Source organism: Isoptericola sp. MSGPD8_1_ISO-PGPR-S23-394, assembly GCF_058072785.1.
Map to the genome: position 1 here is coordinate 1964719 of NZ_CM176517.1, position 14168 is coordinate 1978886.

Here is a 14168-nt window from a genome sequence, read left to right on the forward strand (position 1 = left end):
TGGTTCAGCCCTCGACGACCGTGACCCGCACGTCGATGTTGCCGCGGGTGGCGTTGGAGTACGGGCAGACCTTCTCGGCGGCGTCCGCGAGCGCCTGCGCCTGGTCGGCCGGGAGGTCCGGGACGACGACCTCAAGCTCGACGGCCAGCTCGAAGCCGCCCTGGTCGTCCGGGCCGATGTGCACCCGGGCGCCGACCGAGGTGTCGTGCAGGCGCACCTTCTGGGACCGGGCGACGGCCTGCAGCGCGGAGTGGAAGCACGCCGCGTACCCGGCGGCGAAGAGCTGCTCGGGGTTGGACCCGTCCCCCGAGCCACCCATGGGCTTGGGGATCGCCATGTCGAGGTCGACCCGGCCGTCGTCGGAGCGGACGTGGCCGTCGCGCCCGGCGCCGGTGGAGAGCGCCTCGGCGGTGTAGGCGATGGAGGTGGGCATGGTGGAGTTCCTCTCGTCGTGAGTGGTGCTGGTGTGGTGCTGGTCAGAGGTCGGCACGCCGGGGCAGCCGCTCGGACGCCGCGTGCACGCGCGCGAGCAGCTCCGCGGCCTCGCCGGGGGCGGCGGGCATGCGGGCGGCCAGGCGGCGCGGCAGGTCCGCCAGCTCGGCGCGCAGGCCGCGGCCGTCGTCGGTGAGGGAGACCAGGACGACCCGCTCGTCGTCCGCGGCACGGTGGCGTGCGACCAGGCCGCGCGTCTCGAGTCGCTTGACCAGCGGCGACAGGGTCCCCGAGTCGAGGTCGAGCAACCGGCCCAGCTCGCCCACCGTGAGCGGGACGTCATGGTTCGCCCAGAGCACCGTCAGGACGACGTACTGGGTGTAGCTGAGCCGCCACGGAGCGAGGAGCTCGGCGTAGATCCGGCCGATCCTGCGCTCCAGCGAGTACACGGCGAAGCACAGCATCGGGTCGAGGGCGGATGATGCTCCGGCGTCCGGCATGAAAGAACCATTGCACGCTATTCAACTGCGCGCAATAGATTGTGCCGACCGCTACCGTGGAGGGCATGAGCACGAGCCTTCACGTCGTCGTGCACGGCAGGGTCCAGGGCGTCGGCTTCCGCTGGGCCACCGAGCAGGTCGCCCGGCAGGCCGGTGCGGCCGGCTGGGTGCGCAACCTGCCCGACGGCACCGTCGAGGCGGTCGTCGAGGGCGACGAGGCCACCGTCCGGGAGGTCGTCGCGTTCCTGCGGACCGGGCCGGCGGGTGCCGTCGTCGCCCGCGCGGACGTCACGGCCGTGCCCGCGCGCGGCGAGCGAGGCTTCCGCACCCGCTGAGCCCGCCCACCGCGCGCCGGGCCGGCGCTCGCCCGTCAGTCGCTGAGTCCGCCCTCCTGCGCGGCGTGCAGAGCCGCGTACCGTGCGCCGCGCGCGAGCAGCTCGTCGTGGTCGCCGACCTCGACGACCCGGCCGCGGTCGAGCACGACGATGCGGTCGGCCTGGCGGATGGTGGACAGCCGGTGCGCCACGACGAGCGTGGTCCGCCCGCGCATCAGCCTGTTCAGCGCGTCGCGCACGGTCGCCTCCGCCTCGGGGTCCAGGGCGCTGGTCGCCTCGTCGAGGAACAGCATGCGCGGGTCGCGCACCAGCGCCCGCGCGATGGCCAGCCGCTGGCGCTGACCACCGGAGAGCCGCGCACCGCGCTGCCCGACGACGGTGTCCAGCCCCTCGGGCAGGGCGCTGACGAAGTCCCACGCGTTGGCGTCACGCAGCGCGCCGACCACCCGCTCGTCGGAGGGCTCGACGAGGCCGTAAGCCACGTTCTCGCGGACCGTTCCCTCGAAGAGCACCGACTCCTGCGGGACGACCGAGACGAAGCGTCGGACCGTGCGCAGGTCGAGCCCGGCCATGTCCCGGCCGTCGAGCAGGATGCGCCCGCTGGAGGGACGGACGAAGCCGAGAACCAGGTTGAGCAGGGTGGACTTCCCCGACCCCGAGGACCCGACGAAGGCGACGGTCTCGCCCGAGCGCACCTCGAGGTCCACCCCGGCCAGGGCGTCCTCCTCGGACTCGGGGTAGCGGTGCGTGACGTGCTCGATCCGCAGGCGTCCATGGACGTCGTCCACGGTCTGCTTGCCCTCGTTGGCCTCGAGGTCCGGCTCGGACAGCACCTCGGCGATCGACCGCATGGACTCCACGCCCCGCGCGGTGACGGGTACCAGGTTGAGGACCTGCGTGAGCCCCTGGGTCAGGAGCCCGAAGTACGTCGACAGCAGCACGACCTCGCCCGGGGTGATGGCGATGAAGCCCGTCAGGGAGACGACGGCGGCGAGCACCAGGCAGCACACCCCGAGGAACTGCATGGCCACCCAGGACACCGAGGCGACCCGGCCGTTGAGCATGTCCAGGTTGAACGCGGCGCGGCGCACCTCGTCCGCACCGGAGGCCACGCGCGTGGTCGCGGTGCGCTCGAGCCCGTGCGCCCGCGTCACGGGGATCAGCGACGCCATCTCCCCCACCTGGGTGGCGAAGCTCTCCATCTCCCGGCGGAACAGCTCGTTGCGCGACCGCGAGCGCCGCGCCATCGTGCGCCGGATGACGAGCGCCGTCGGGATCGCCAGGGCGTAGACCGGCAGGAACTCCGGCACCTTGATCGCCGTCATCGTCACGGCACCCACCAGCACCATGAGGGCCGAGAGCAGCGGGTGGGTCACCTGCTGCAGCATGAGCTCGACGTTCTCGACGTCGCGCACCACCTTGGACTGCACGAGCGCCGCGCTCGAGCGCGCGTAGTAGCCGATCGACAGCCCCTGGAGGTGCTCGACGAGCGCGTTGCGCAGCCGTGCGCCCAGCCCGCGCACCACCGTCATGAAGTGGCGGGTGTAGACGATGTGGTGCGGGTAGTTCTGGACGAGGAGAACGGCCGCCAGCGCGAACCAGAGCAGGACCGACGACACGCTGCCGCCCTCGGCGACGATGTCGATCACCGCTCCCGTGATCACCGGCAGGAACCACAGCGGGATCTCCTTGACGGTGAACGCGTACAGGGCGACCGTCAGCCGGCGCGGCTGCGTCCCCAGCAGGCGCAGGAGCGAACGGACGGGGTGGGCACCGTCGACCCGTTCGAGGTCCGAGGCGTAGGTAAGGGCTTTCCGGCGCATGGGTCGATCGTATCGATTCGCCGGGATTCGTGGTCGCGACGTCGTGCGTCCCGTCCCCGCGGGGCGGGGGCGTACCGTGCAAGACGGGCAGCACGCAGCACGGTGCTTCCCGCCGGCGACCGGCGTGGGACTCCACGCGGGAGGCCTGCGCGTGGCGCCGGTCGCCACAGGAAGGTACTGATGCCCATCTCCCGCTACCTCGAGGAGTGCGCGACCCGTGCCGCGGGGATGCTCGACGGCGACCTGGAGGCGAGCCTGACGATGCGCCAGTACGGCATGACGCTCCAGGTCGGCAGCAGCGACCGCGGCGCGGCACGGTGCGACCAGCAGGAGGCGATGGCCGACGCCGGTCCGTGCGTCGAGGCGATGGCGACCGGTGCGATCGTCGAGGTGGCGTCGGTCGTCCGGGACGACAGGTGGCCACGGTGGCGGCAGCAGGCTCTCGACGAAGGCTTCGCCCGTGCGCTCGCCGTCCCCTCGGTCGCGGCGCCCGGCATCGTCGTGGCCCTCAACCTCTACGCCCGCGACGACGGCTCCTGGGACGAGCGTCTCGTCTCCGACGCCGACGCGTACGCCCGGCTCATCGCGTCCGCGGTCCGGCTGCAGCTGAAGTTCGCCGACCTCGACGACGCCGCCGGGAGCCTCCTGCGCAGCACGGCGACCTCGACGCTCTTCGAGCGGGCGGTCGGAGCGGTGATGCAGACCAACGATTGCTCGCAAGAGGCAGCGACCGAGCTCATGCGGTCCGCGGCGACCGACCGCGGCATCAGCGAGCGCGAGGTCGCCACGACCGTCCTGCGCTCGCTGCTCGCCCCCGGCAGCGGGGACATCGTCGACGAGCGGTCGGCGGGCACGTGAGCCCCCCGCCGCGGGACGCGCTGGCCGGGCCGACGACCGACCGTCGACCCGCCATCGGTGAAACACTGGCCCGGACGGAGGAACGAGGTGACGACCGGGTGAGCCCCCACGAGCTGCTGGGTCTGCTCGCGCAGACCCTGGCGACCGCGGACGCCGAGCTGCCGCTCGCCGCGCGGCTGTGCCGGGCGTGCGTGGACATCCTCCACGGTCAGGGCGGCACGCTCACCGTCGCCGCCGTGCCCGGCGACCGCGTGGCGGTGAGCACCTCCGACGACTTCGCCGCGATCGACGCCCTCCAGGACGTGCTCGGCCAGGGGCCGGTGCAGCAGGCGCTCGAGGACGACTCCCTCGTGGTGGTCAGCATCGAGGACTCGCCCAACCGTTTCCCGGTCTTCGCCCAGGAGGCGGCCAAGTCGATCGACGGCCCGCTGACGGTGTACGCCGTGCCGATGCACGCCGGGGCCCGGCTCGTCGGTGTCTTCAGCCTCTACGTCACGGCCGAGGGCCTGGCCCGCAGCACCCAGGACCTCCAGTTCCTGGCCGACGCCGTCGGCACCTCGCTGATGAGCGACCTGGACACGCTCGACTGGACCCAGAAGGCGCGCGTCCACCAGGCCACCGGGATGGTGACCGCGCAGCTGCACATCGCGCCCGACGACGCGCTGGCCGTCCTGCGAGCGCACGCCTACGCGCTCGACATCGACCTGGCACGAGTCGCCGACGACGTGCTCGACCGACGGATGACCTTCTCCCACGACGAGAACGAAGAGACCGAGGAGCCATGACGCTGCCGCACCCCACCGAGACTCGCGAGAGCAGCGTCCGCCCTGGTCCACGAGCACGACGTCACCGAGCTGCTGCATCGCCTCACCCGGGACGCCACCGCCCTGTCGCAGGGTGACGTCGGTGGTCTGCTCGTGCGTGCCCCCGGCGCCGACGGCCTCGAGATCCTCGCCGCGACGGACCACCTCGCGACCCACCTGGAGGTCTACCCAGGCGCAGCGGGACGAGGGTCCGTGCGTCGACGTCCTCACGACCGGGGACACCGTCACCGCCGGCGGCGAGCAGGAGATCGTCACCCGCTGGCCGTCCGTCGGGCGGGCGATCGTCGCCGCCGGGTTCCACAGCGCCTACGCCTTCCCCCTCGGCTGGCACGGCAGCGTGCTCGGCGGCCTCAACATCTTCGCGCGCCAGGCGGCGGCGCCCAGCCCGCAGACCCGGCGCACGGCCCAGGCGTTCGCCGACATGCTGACCCTCGTCATCGCCCAGCCGGAGACGATGGGCGAGCACGAGCTCGCCGAGAGCCTCCGGCGCGCACTGGCCGGCCGGGTGACCATCGAGCAGGCCAAGGGAGTCCTCGCCCACCTCCTCGGCCTCGAGATGGCCGACGCGTACGACGCCCTGCTCGAACGCGCGCGCCACCAAGGGGCGACGCTCACCGAGACCGCGCGGGCCGTGCTGCAGGAGGCGCAGCGCCACTGACCTCCGCGAGGACGCGGCTCCGGCGGACCAAACGTGCGTTCGGCAGTCCCAGTCTGTCCTTTCTTCCCTGGTGAGTCAGGAAGCGGCTCCTCGGTGAGACGCAGACTGGAGCTCCGCGTGCCCTTCGACGAACCTGCCGCCCGTGGCCCCCGACCGACCGGGCAGTACCGGCTCGACCTCACGACGCAGAAGTGGTGGTGGTCCGACGGCATCTATGCCCTGCACGGGTTCGTCCCGGGCGAGGTGGTGCCGACGACGGACCTGGTGCTCGCCCACCACCACCCCGCGGACCGTGCGCGGCTCGCACGGTTCCTGGGCGACGCCCGCCCGACCGAGGAACCCTTCGGGGCGCTGCACCGCCTCGTCGACGCCGCGGGCCGGGAACGGTCCGTCGTCGTCGTCGGGCAGGTCGAGCCGTCCGCGTCCGGTGCGCGGGCCGGCGCGACGCTCCACGGCTACGCCACGGACGTGAGCGAACCGGTCCAGCAGCGGGCGAGCGCCCTCGCGACCCGCCAGATCGAGGCCTCCTCGCGCAGCCGCGGCGCGATCGAACGGGCCAAGGGCTCCCTGACGGCGATCTACCGGATCGCACCCGAGGCGGCGTTCGAACTGCTGCGGACCGCCTCGAACCGGCGCAACGTCCCCCTGCGTGAGATCGCCCAGACAGTCCTCGAGCTCGCCGGCGAGCCCCGCGCCGGGCGGCGCGCGCGGCTCGACGGCCTGCTCGGGCACCGGGTGGTGACGGCCGACGTCCGCGACGACAGCGGGCGGAGTGCTCCCGAGGCGGGGCACGACGTGCGCTCCGCAGCGAGGTGAGCCCGATGACCGAAGACCGGACCGTCCCGTCGGCACCCCGGGAGGAACCGGGCGTGCTCTGACCTGGCGAGGACGCGAGAACGTCTCGGTCGAGAAGGTCCCCGGCGGGGTGGTCGGCATGTTCCTCGACGCCGGGGACGTCCTGGGGCACGCAGCAGGGCGTCGGGCTGCTGCCCGACGCCGTGGCGGCGCCGCTGGAGGGACCACCTGCTGCCCCTCGTCCAGGACCCCTCCGACCCGCTGGGCGTGCTCGACCTTCCGGTGGCGTCAGAACACCGGCTTGCCGCCGGTGACGCCGAGCACCGTGCCGGACACGTAGCTCGCCTCGGCGGGCGCGGCCAGGAAGACGAACGCGGGTGCGACCTCCGCCGGCTGCCCGGCCCGGCCGAGCGGGGTGTCCTGACCGAACGAGGTCAGCTTGGCCTCCGGCTGCGTGGCGGGCTGCAGCGGGGTCCAGATCGGCCCGGGGGCGACCGCGTTCACCCGGATGCCACGCGGTCCCAGCTCCGCGGCCAGGTTGACCGTCAGGTTGTTGATCGCCGCCTTGGTGGAGGCGTAGTCGACCAGCGAGGTCGACGGCTGGAACGCCTGGATCGAGGAGTTGTTGATGACGCTGGCCCCCTCCCCCAGGTGCTCCAGCGCGGACTGCGTCACCCACAGCAGGGCGTACAGGTTGGTCTTGAGCACACGGTCGATCTCGTCGGTCGTGACGTCCTCGAAGGACTCGCGGCGCGCCATCTGGAACCCGGCGTTGTTCACCAGCACGTCGAGGCCACCGAGGGCCGCCGCCGCCCGGGCGGGCAGGGAGCGGGCCGTCGCCTCGTCGGTGATGTCGCCCGGGAGGAGCTCGACCGTCCGCCCGGCCTCGCGCACCCAGCGGGCCGTCTCCTCGGCATCCTGCTGCTCCTCGGGCAGGTACCCGATCGCGACGTCGGCACCTTCCCGGGCGAAGGCGATCGCGACGGCGCGGCCGATGCCCGAGTCGCCCCCGGTCACCAGCGCCCGGCACCCGACCATCCGGCCGTGGCCCCGGTAGCTCTCCTCACCGTGGTCGGGGCTCGGCGTCATCTGCCCGGTCCAACCGGGCGGGTCCTGCTGCTGGGGCGGGAACGCCTGCTGCTCCTGGGTCATGTCTGCCTCCTCCTCGTCGGTCCTGCTGCGGGCAGGTTCAGCTCGTCCGCCGACGGGTCAGCTGGGCGTCGCGCATGTGCGGGCGCTGGTCCGGCACCACGGCGGCGAACGTCTCGTCGATCTGCTCGGTGGCGTGGTCGCCGAGGCCGGCCCCCGCCGCGAGCTTGTCCATCACCTGGCGCGCCGTGTGCCGCAACCCGGCACCGGTCTCGGACGCGCGGTGGGTGAGCAGCGCCTCCGCCTCGTCCTCGTCGATGCCGTGCACGGCCATCAGCACCCCCTTGGCCCGCTCGATCGCCGCTGCCGAGACGTAGGCCGCGTCGATCGCCCGCTTGACCTGCTGCTCGACGGCCTGGCGCCGCACCGGGGTGACGTCGACGACGTAGCCGACGACCTGGGAGCTGCTCGTGCCCCGGGCACGGAGCTGTCCGGTGACCAGCAGGTCCCGGTTGCGCCCGTGAGCGTCGACGATCCGGTGCGAGCAGGCGAACGGGCGCCCGCTGCGCAGCGCCGCGAGGGACTCCCTGACGAGGCGCCCGCGCTCGTCGGCGTGCTGGTGCCGGCGCAGCAGCTCGAGGCTGGGCTCCACGTCGCCGGGGGCGTACCCGTGGATCGTCCACACCTCGTCGGACCACCACCAGGTGCCGGAGTCCAGGTCGACACGGTAGCGGCCGACGAGCAACCCGGTGCCGACGGCGAGGGCGGCCTCCAGGTCCTCGGCGGCGATCGGGTGCGAAACCCGCGGCTGTGGTTCCGGGCCCACGAAGGGGTCCCCGCCGCGCGGTGAGGTCTCGGTCATCTGGGCCATCGGTCATTCTCCGTCCGGGACGTCGTCCGAAGCCGCTCCTTGACCTCGCTCGCCACGCTAGCCCGCTGCGGCGAGAAGTGCGACCGGGCCGGACCGGTTGTCCCATCCCCCAGTAGCGGCGTAGTTTCGAGGTACTGGTCAGGCAGCGGCTCTGTACATTCCCCTGGAGGCATGATGACCACGGTCCCCCCTGATGAAGCACTCGAGAAGTTCCTCTCCCGTGGCGACGACGCCATGGTCGGCGAGTTCCGCGTGGACGTGGCCAGCGGACGGTGGACGTGGTCGGACACCATGTACCGGATCCACGGCTTCGAGCCCGGCGAGGTGCTGCCCACCGCCGACCTGCTGCTCGCGCACAGCCACCCGGACGACCGCGAGCACACGCGGGACGTGCTCGACGAGGCTCAGTGCACCGACCGCCCGTTCGCGATGATCCACCGGATCGTCGACGCCCACGGCAAGGGGCATGTCGTCGCCACGGTCGGCAAGGGAGAGTGTGACGACCAGGACCGGGTCACCGAGCTCAACGGGTACATGCTCGACCTGTCCCACAGCGTCCGGGACCTCGCCGCTCAGGAGGCCGACGCCTCGATCCAGGCCGCGGCCCGCAGCCAGCGCGACATCGAGCAGGCCAAGGGTGTGCTCATGATGGTGCTCGGCGTGGACGACGACGACGCCTTCGGCATCCTCAAGCGGCTGTCGAACGACACCAACACCCCGCTGCGCACCCTCGCCGGCTGGCTGATGACCAGCGCCCGCCAGGCCGAGAAGCCGTCCCGGGAGACGGTGATCGCGTTCCTCACCAGGCTGCGGTCCGGGCATGTCCCCGAGTCGGCCGACAAGGAGCCTGCGTGACGACGCACCGGCGGTCCACCTGGACCTCGCCCTTCGCCGTGGCCGAGCGCCTCGAGCGGGCGACCTCGGTCGACCGTCTGGCCGAGGCCCTGGGACATGCCGCACGGACATTGACGCCCGCCTCCGGCCGTGTGCACGACGAGCTGCGCGGCCGCTCGATCGGTCATCCGGTGCACAGCGTCCTGACCGACCTCCCGATCGGACTCTGGATCAGCGCGGCGCTCCTCGACGCCACGCGACCGCCCGGCCACGCGGCGGCAGCCCGGCGGCTCGTCGGGCTGGGGTTGCTCGGCGCGGTGCCGACCGTGGTCACCGGCCTGTCGGACGTCGGTGCCCTGAGCCCGGCGGCCCGCCGGGTCGCCGCCGTGCACGCCGTGGCGAACGGGGTCGGCAACGCTCTGATGGCCTCGTCCTGGCTCGCGCGCCGCCGCGGCAGCGCGCGGCTCGGCCGGGCGCTGTCCGCCGCCGGCCTCGTGGCCGTCGGCGGCGGAGGGCTTCTCGGCGGCCACATCGCCCAGGCGCTCAAGGAGCCAGACGACGTGCCCTGACCTGCACGAACGCTTCCCGCTGCGCAAGCAGCGACAAGATGATGGCGCTGGCCTCGCACGGCCTGGCGCGCGGCGTTTCAGCCGGGTGGCAGGACCGGGCGAGCGGCCAGCGCGGACGCCACGGCGTGCAGGTTGTGGGCCATCAGCCGCGCGGTGTTCTGCGACCACTCGTGACCGTGACCGGTGCTGACATAGTCCTTGCCGGGCCCAGGCCCCTGGTTCCAGTACGTCCAGGCCTGCCCGGGGACGGTGCAGCCGAGGTCGTTGAGCGCCCCGCTCACCTCCGAGATGACGTGGTGCGCACCGTCCTCGTTGCCGGTCACCACCACGCCCGCCACCCGGTTGTACGCGACGGGCGTCCCATCGTCGGCGGTCTCCGTCATCATCGCGTCCATGCGTTCGAGCATGCGCTGGGCGATCGAGGAGGGGCGTCCCAGACAGGTGGGGGTGAGGACCACGAGGATCTCGGACTCGATGAGCTATTCGTGGACGCGGGGCCCGTCGTCACCCGGCCCGAGATCGGCGACCACACCGGGCGGGACGTCCAGGTCGGCGAGGCGGGCGTGGGAGACGTCCACACCACGCTCGGTCAGCGCTCCCGCGACCACCGCGCCGAGCGTCTCGGTGTTGGACCTCTCCGGAGACTTCTTCAGCGTGCAGCTGACGAACAGGGCTTTCATGAGACACCTTCGCGCCGGGAGACGGCGGCCTGGACTCGGCCTGGTGCCACCGTAGCGCGGTCACGAGCAGCACACCGGCTCGGAGCCGGCTGTGCGTGCGGCCTGCGGCGCGCGGCGCCGGGGCGGGGACGAGGCAGCGGCTCCCTCGTTGCTCCTCAGAGCTCGATCACGGTCTTGATGTCATCGGGGCCGGGCTCGAACGCCTCGGCCGCGCGGTCGAACGGCACCCGGCGGGTGACCAGCCGGTCGAGCCAGTCGCGATCCGGCGACGCCGTAGCGGGCCGTGCCGGGCAGGACGTCCACGACGTCGCTGCTGGCGCCCGTCGCCTCCAGCACGGCCTCGGGACGCAAGGCAGCCATCACGTCGTCCACCGGCTCCGCGTGGTAGATGGCGCCCAGTGCACGCACCAGGTCCGGCTTCGGTCCCTCGGTCACCTGGTCCGGCACGTGCACCTCGAGCCCACGCTCGACGCCGAGCAGCGCCGCGAGGAGGCCGATGGGCCCGGCACCGGTGACCAGCACCGAGTCCGGCTCGATGCGCCACGACGCCGGCGACGATCGAGCCCACGTCCCACCCGCTGCCCTCGGGCGCCTCGACGAGCAGCTCCCCGGCGGCGGGCGGTTCGGGGACGTCGGTCACCCCGAGCGAGTCCGGTTCACCGGGTCGGATGGTCAGTGCCTTCACGGCGGCCCTCCTTCGGTGGCAGGCACGGTGCTGCCATCGTGGTCCGCCGTCGGCCTGCCCGCACGGCCGCTACTTCACCGCTCCTCCGAGGGCGCCGGCCGCGATGTACCGCTGGGCGGCCACGAGCAGCACGATCGCGGGGATCGAGGAGAGCACGGCGGTGGCCATCACCGGCCCCCAGCTCTGCACGTTGCCCTGGAGATAGTCGTAGATGCCGAGGGTGACCGGCTTGATGTCCGCGCCGGTGGTCAGCGTGAGCCCGAACATGAAGTCGCTCCAGGCGAACAGGAAGCAGAACAGCCCGGCCGTGATGAGCGAGTTCTTGCTGACCGGCACGATGATCGACCAGAACGCGCGGAAGTGGCTCGCTCCGTCGACGCGGGCGGCCTCGGTCAGGGCGGGCGGGATCGACCGCATGAAGGCGCTCATGATGAGGATCGCGAACGGGATGCCGTGCGTGGCGTTGGCGAGGATGAGCCCGGGGTAGGAGTTGAGCAGCCCGACGTCGTTGAACAGCGTGTACAGCGAGTTCGCGATGACGATGCCCGGGATCATCTGGGCCAGCAGCAGGGCGAAGAGGAAGATCCCCATGCCGCGCAGCCGGAACCGCGACAGCGCGTACGCCGCCGGGGTGGCGACGGCCAGCGACACCACGACGGCGCCGAGGGCCACGACGATGCTGGTCAGCAGGTTGCCGGTCTGGTCGGCGATCGCGGTGCGGTAACCGTCGAACGTGATGTCCGTGGGGAAGAACGTGCTGCTGGCCGCGGTGCTGCCGCCCTGCAGGGAGACGTTCACCATCCAGTAGACGGGGAAGAGCATGAAGGCCAGCAGGACGATCCCGATGATCGTGGACGACAGCCGGCGTCTGGTCGTCTGCAACATGTCGAACCTCACTCATCCTCGGCGCGGCGGTTCGCGCGCAGGTAGACGACGGCGAAGACCAGGGAGACCACGATGAGGACGTTGCTCACCGCTGCCCCGGTACCGAAGGAGAACTCCTGGAACGAACGGCGGTAGGAGTCGGTGGCGAGCGTCTGCGTCGCGTTGGCCGGTCCCCCACCGGTGAGCCCCAGGATGATGTCGAGCACCTTGAGCGTGTAGATCACGCCCAGCACGAGCACGACGTTGACCACCGGGCGCAGGCTCGGCCAGGTGATGTGCCAGAACGCCTTCCAGCCGGTGGCCCCGTCGAGGGCACCGGCCTCGTAGAGCTCGTCCGGGATGTTCTGCAGGCCGCTGTAGAGCAGCGTCATGTTGAACGGGATGCCGACCCAGACGTTGACGAGGATCACCGCGACCAGCGCGACGTCCGGGCTGGTGAGCCAGGGCACCGGCCCGAGTCCGACGTTCTGCAGGGTCTCGTTGAGGATGCCGCCGTCCTGGTCGAGGATCCAGCGCCACACGGCGCTGCCCGCGATCATCGGCAGCAGCCACGGCAGCAGCAGCAGCGAGCGCAGCACGTTGCCCAGCGGGAAGCGCCGCTGGAAGAACAGGGCGAACAGCAGGCCGATGACGAACTGCCCGACGATCGAGCCCAGGGTGAACAGCACGGTGTTCACCACGGTCGTGCGGAAGATGCCGCTGCCCACGACCTCGGCGTAGTTCGCCAGCCCGACCCACGGCGCCTCGCCGGTCACGAAGGTCCGGACGGAGTAGTCCTGGAAGCCCATGACGAGGTTCTTGACGATCGGGTACCCGAAGAACACCAGGACGTAGGCGATCGCCGGCACGAGGAACAGCCACTGGGTGGTCCGTTCGCGTCGTCGTGCACGCCGACGCCCCGGTGGGACCGCACGCGCGGGCGCGGGTGCGCCGGCATGTCCGGTGGCGAGGGTGGTGGTCATCGTCGTCCGTCCTCTCGTTCGGTCCGGGCGTGCCCGGTGGGTGTGTCGGGCATCAGTCCTGCGCCGCCACGCGCTGGAGCGCCTCCGCCGGCGACTCGGTGTCGGTCAGCGCGAGCTGCTCGGCGGTGTAGATCTGGGTGGCCGCGCGCGGCCAGTCGGGTCCGAGCAGGGCGGTGCGGGCACGAGCGGTCTGCACCGTCTCGACGAAGGTCGCCACCGTCGGGTTCTCCTGCGCGGCCCGCTCGGCGACCTCGCTGTCCGCCGGGACCGCACCGCGGCCCGTCGCCATCGTGAGCTGGTTGTCGCCCTCGGTCACGCAGGAGACGAACTCGCCGGCGCGGGCCATCTTCTCGGCGTCGCCGGTGTCGGGCACCGTGAACGCCTCGCCCCCGAGCGGGGCGACGAGGGTGTCCCCGGCCGTGGGCACCGGCAGCGGGACCGAGCCGTAGTCGAGGCCCTCGGCCTCCTCCAGGCTCGGCATGTTCCAGGGCCCGTTGACCATCATCGCGGCGTTGCCGGCGAGGAACTGGTCGTTGACGTCGTTCTGGGACCAGTTCACGACGCTGGTCGAGGCGGACCCGTCCGCGACGAGGGAGTCGACGAACTCCAGCGCCTCGACGGCTGCCGCCGAGTCGAGCTCGTCCTCCTGGGCGCCGTTGCTCCACAGGAAGGGCAGGAACTGCCAGGTGCCCTCGAACGTGTTGGTGGCGCTGAAGGCGAGACCGTACCGGTGGTCCGTGGTCAGCTGCGCCGCGGCGGTGCGCAGCTCGTCCCACGTGGACGGCGGCTCCAGACCCGCGGCGGCCAGCGCGTCGGCGTCGTAGAACAGGCCGATCGAGTTCACGACCGGCGTGACCCCGTACAACGCCCCCTCGTAGGTGCCGGCGTCGACCACGCCCTGCGGCAGGCCCTCGCCGGTGATCCCGTAGTCGCCGAGCGGGCTCAGGGCACCCGAGGAAGCGATCTGCTGCACGTCCGGGTTGTCCAGCATGAGCACGTCGGGCAGCGTCCGCGACGACGCCTGCTGGAGCACGGTCGCGATGAGTCCGGAGCCGGCGACGTGGTTCGCCTGAATGCCCATGCCGATCTCGGCGGCGCAGGCGTCGTAGATCTCCTCGTAGATGGGGGCACTGGTCGCCGACATCGTGTCGGTCACCACGAGGATGTCCTCGTCCGCCCCGGTCTGCCCGCTGCACGCCGACAGGCCCAGGACGACGGCGGCCGACACCGCACCGACAGTGGTGGGAATTCGTCGCACGGTCGCAGCTCCTTCGCTCGGGGGAGGCTCGCGCGCCGGTCGGTGGATCCGGTTCGCAAAGCGCTTTACCGTGTGCCACGGTAGACGACATCAAAGCGCTTTACCAAGTC

At 72.0% G+C, this 14168-nt stretch carries 17 protein-coding genes and 1 pseudogene; 7 read left to right on the plus strand and 11 right to left on the minus strand.

Features of this window, described 5'->3' with window-relative positions; genetic code table 11:
- Positions 1-4 precede the first annotated feature (4 nt).
- Complete coding sequence (locus AC3RJ8_RS08930) at positions 5-433, minus strand: organic hydroperoxide resistance protein (RefSeq protein ID WP_489715534.1); 429 nt, start codon at positions 431-433, stop codon at positions 5-7.
- 43 nt (positions 434-476) lie between these two features.
- Positions 477-932, minus strand: a complete 456-nt coding sequence (locus AC3RJ8_RS08935) for a MarR family winged helix-turn-helix transcriptional regulator (RefSeq protein WP_489715535.1) — start codon at positions 930-932, stop codon at positions 477-479.
- 65 nt (positions 933-997) lie between these two features.
- On the opposite strand from AC3RJ8_RS08935, the gene AC3RJ8_RS08940 reads away from it, so the two are divergent.
- The gene (locus AC3RJ8_RS08940) at positions 998-1267 is read left to right on the plus strand and encodes an acylphosphatase (RefSeq protein ID WP_489715536.1); all 270 of its coding nucleotides are present in this window, start codon (positions 998-1000) and stop codon (positions 1265-1267) included.
- Between the two features lie 35 nt (positions 1268-1302).
- On the opposite strand, the gene AC3RJ8_RS08945 is transcribed toward AC3RJ8_RS08940, so the two are convergent.
- Complete coding sequence (locus AC3RJ8_RS08945) at positions 1303-3090, minus strand: ABC transporter ATP-binding protein (RefSeq protein ID WP_489715537.1); 1788 nt, start codon at positions 3088-3090, stop codon at positions 1303-1305.
- Between the two features lie 180 nt (positions 3091-3270).
- Here AC3RJ8_RS08945 and AC3RJ8_RS08950 point away from each other — a divergent pair, with 180 nt between their 5' ends.
- From AC3RJ8_RS08950 to AC3RJ8_RS08965, 4 genes are all read left to right on the plus strand, one after another.
- A complete protein-coding gene (locus AC3RJ8_RS08950; protein ID WP_489715538.1) occupies positions 3271-3948 on the plus strand; it encodes a GAF and ANTAR domain-containing protein in 678 nt (225 codons plus the stop codon).
- Between the two features lie 98 nt (positions 3949-4046).
- The gene (locus AC3RJ8_RS08955; RefSeq protein ID WP_489715539.1) at positions 4047-4733 is read left to right on the plus strand and encodes a GAF and ANTAR domain-containing protein; all 687 of its coding nucleotides are present in this window, start codon (positions 4047-4049) and stop codon (positions 4731-4733) included.
- Positions 4734-4854: 121 nt separating this feature from the next.
- Entirely contained in the window at positions 4855-5430 is a 576-nt protein-coding gene (locus tag AC3RJ8_RS08960; RefSeq protein WP_489715540.1) for an ANTAR domain-containing protein, read from the plus strand.
- Between the two features lie 93 nt (positions 5431-5523).
- Complete coding sequence (locus tag AC3RJ8_RS08965; protein ID WP_489715541.1) at positions 5524-6246, plus strand: PAS and ANTAR domain-containing protein; 723 nt, start codon at positions 5524-5526, stop codon at positions 6244-6246.
- Positions 6247-6513: 267 nt separating this feature from the next.
- On the opposite strand, the gene AC3RJ8_RS08970 is transcribed toward AC3RJ8_RS08965, so the two are convergent.
- Together AC3RJ8_RS08970 and AC3RJ8_RS08975 are read right to left on the minus strand one after the other, a co-directional pair.
- Positions 6514-7377, minus strand: coding sequence for an SDR family oxidoreductase (locus tag AC3RJ8_RS08970; RefSeq protein ID WP_489715542.1), 864 nt, complete (start codon positions 7375-7377; stop codon positions 6514-6516).
- 37 nt (positions 7378-7414) lie between these two features.
- Positions 7415-8185 carry a PAS and ANTAR domain-containing protein gene (locus AC3RJ8_RS08975; RefSeq protein WP_489712311.1) on the minus strand — a complete coding sequence of 257 codons (771 nt, stop codon included), beginning with the start codon at positions 8183-8185 and terminating at the stop codon, positions 7415-7417.
- Between the two features lie 171 nt (positions 8186-8356).
- Between AC3RJ8_RS08975 and AC3RJ8_RS08980 the strand changes: the two genes are divergently transcribed.
- Together AC3RJ8_RS08980 and AC3RJ8_RS08985 are read left to right on the plus strand one after the other, a co-directional pair.
- Entirely contained in the window at positions 8357-9040 is a 684-nt protein-coding gene (locus tag AC3RJ8_RS08980) for a PAS and ANTAR domain-containing protein (RefSeq protein WP_489712312.1), read from the plus strand.
- A complete protein-coding gene (locus tag AC3RJ8_RS08985; RefSeq protein WP_489712313.1) occupies positions 9037-9588 on the plus strand; it encodes a DUF2231 domain-containing protein in 552 nt (183 codons plus the stop codon). The genes AC3RJ8_RS08980 and AC3RJ8_RS08985 overlap by 4 nt, the downstream gene beginning before the upstream one ends.
- 77 nt (positions 9589-9665) lie before the next feature.
- Here the strand turns inward: AC3RJ8_RS08985 and AC3RJ8_RS08990 are convergent, their stop codons facing one another.
- From AC3RJ8_RS08990 to AC3RJ8_RS09015, 6 genes and pseudogenes are all read right to left on the minus strand, one after another.
- The gene (locus AC3RJ8_RS08990; RefSeq protein ID WP_489712314.1) at positions 9666-9983 is read right to left on the minus strand and encodes a flavodoxin family protein; all 318 of its coding nucleotides are present in this window, start codon (positions 9981-9983) and stop codon (positions 9666-9668) included.
- 84 nt (positions 9984-10067) lie between these two features.
- Positions 10068-10268: a hypothetical protein gene (locus AC3RJ8_RS08995; protein ID WP_489712315.1), complete on the minus strand. Its 201-nt coding sequence runs from the start codon at positions 10266-10268 to the stop codon at positions 10068-10070.
- Positions 10269-10448: 180 nt separating this feature from the next.
- Positions 10449-10817, minus strand: a pseudogene (locus tag AC3RJ8_RS09000) (hypothetical protein); the annotation flags it as partial.
- Positions 10818-11022: 205 nt separating this feature from the next.
- Positions 11023-11838: a carbohydrate ABC transporter permease gene (locus tag AC3RJ8_RS09005; protein ID WP_489712316.1), complete on the minus strand. Its 816-nt coding sequence runs from the start codon at positions 11836-11838 to the stop codon at positions 11023-11025.
- A gap of 8 nt (positions 11839-11846) precedes the next feature.
- Positions 11847-12800 carry a carbohydrate ABC transporter permease gene (locus tag AC3RJ8_RS09010; RefSeq protein ID WP_489712317.1) on the minus strand — a complete coding sequence of 318 codons (954 nt, stop codon included), beginning with the start codon at positions 12798-12800 and terminating at the stop codon, positions 11847-11849.
- Positions 12801-12852: 52 nt separating this feature from the next.
- Complete coding sequence (locus AC3RJ8_RS09015; protein WP_489712318.1) at positions 12853-14058, minus strand: sugar ABC transporter substrate-binding protein; 1206 nt, start codon at positions 14056-14058, stop codon at positions 12853-12855.
- Positions 14059-14168 lie beyond the last annotated feature (110 nt).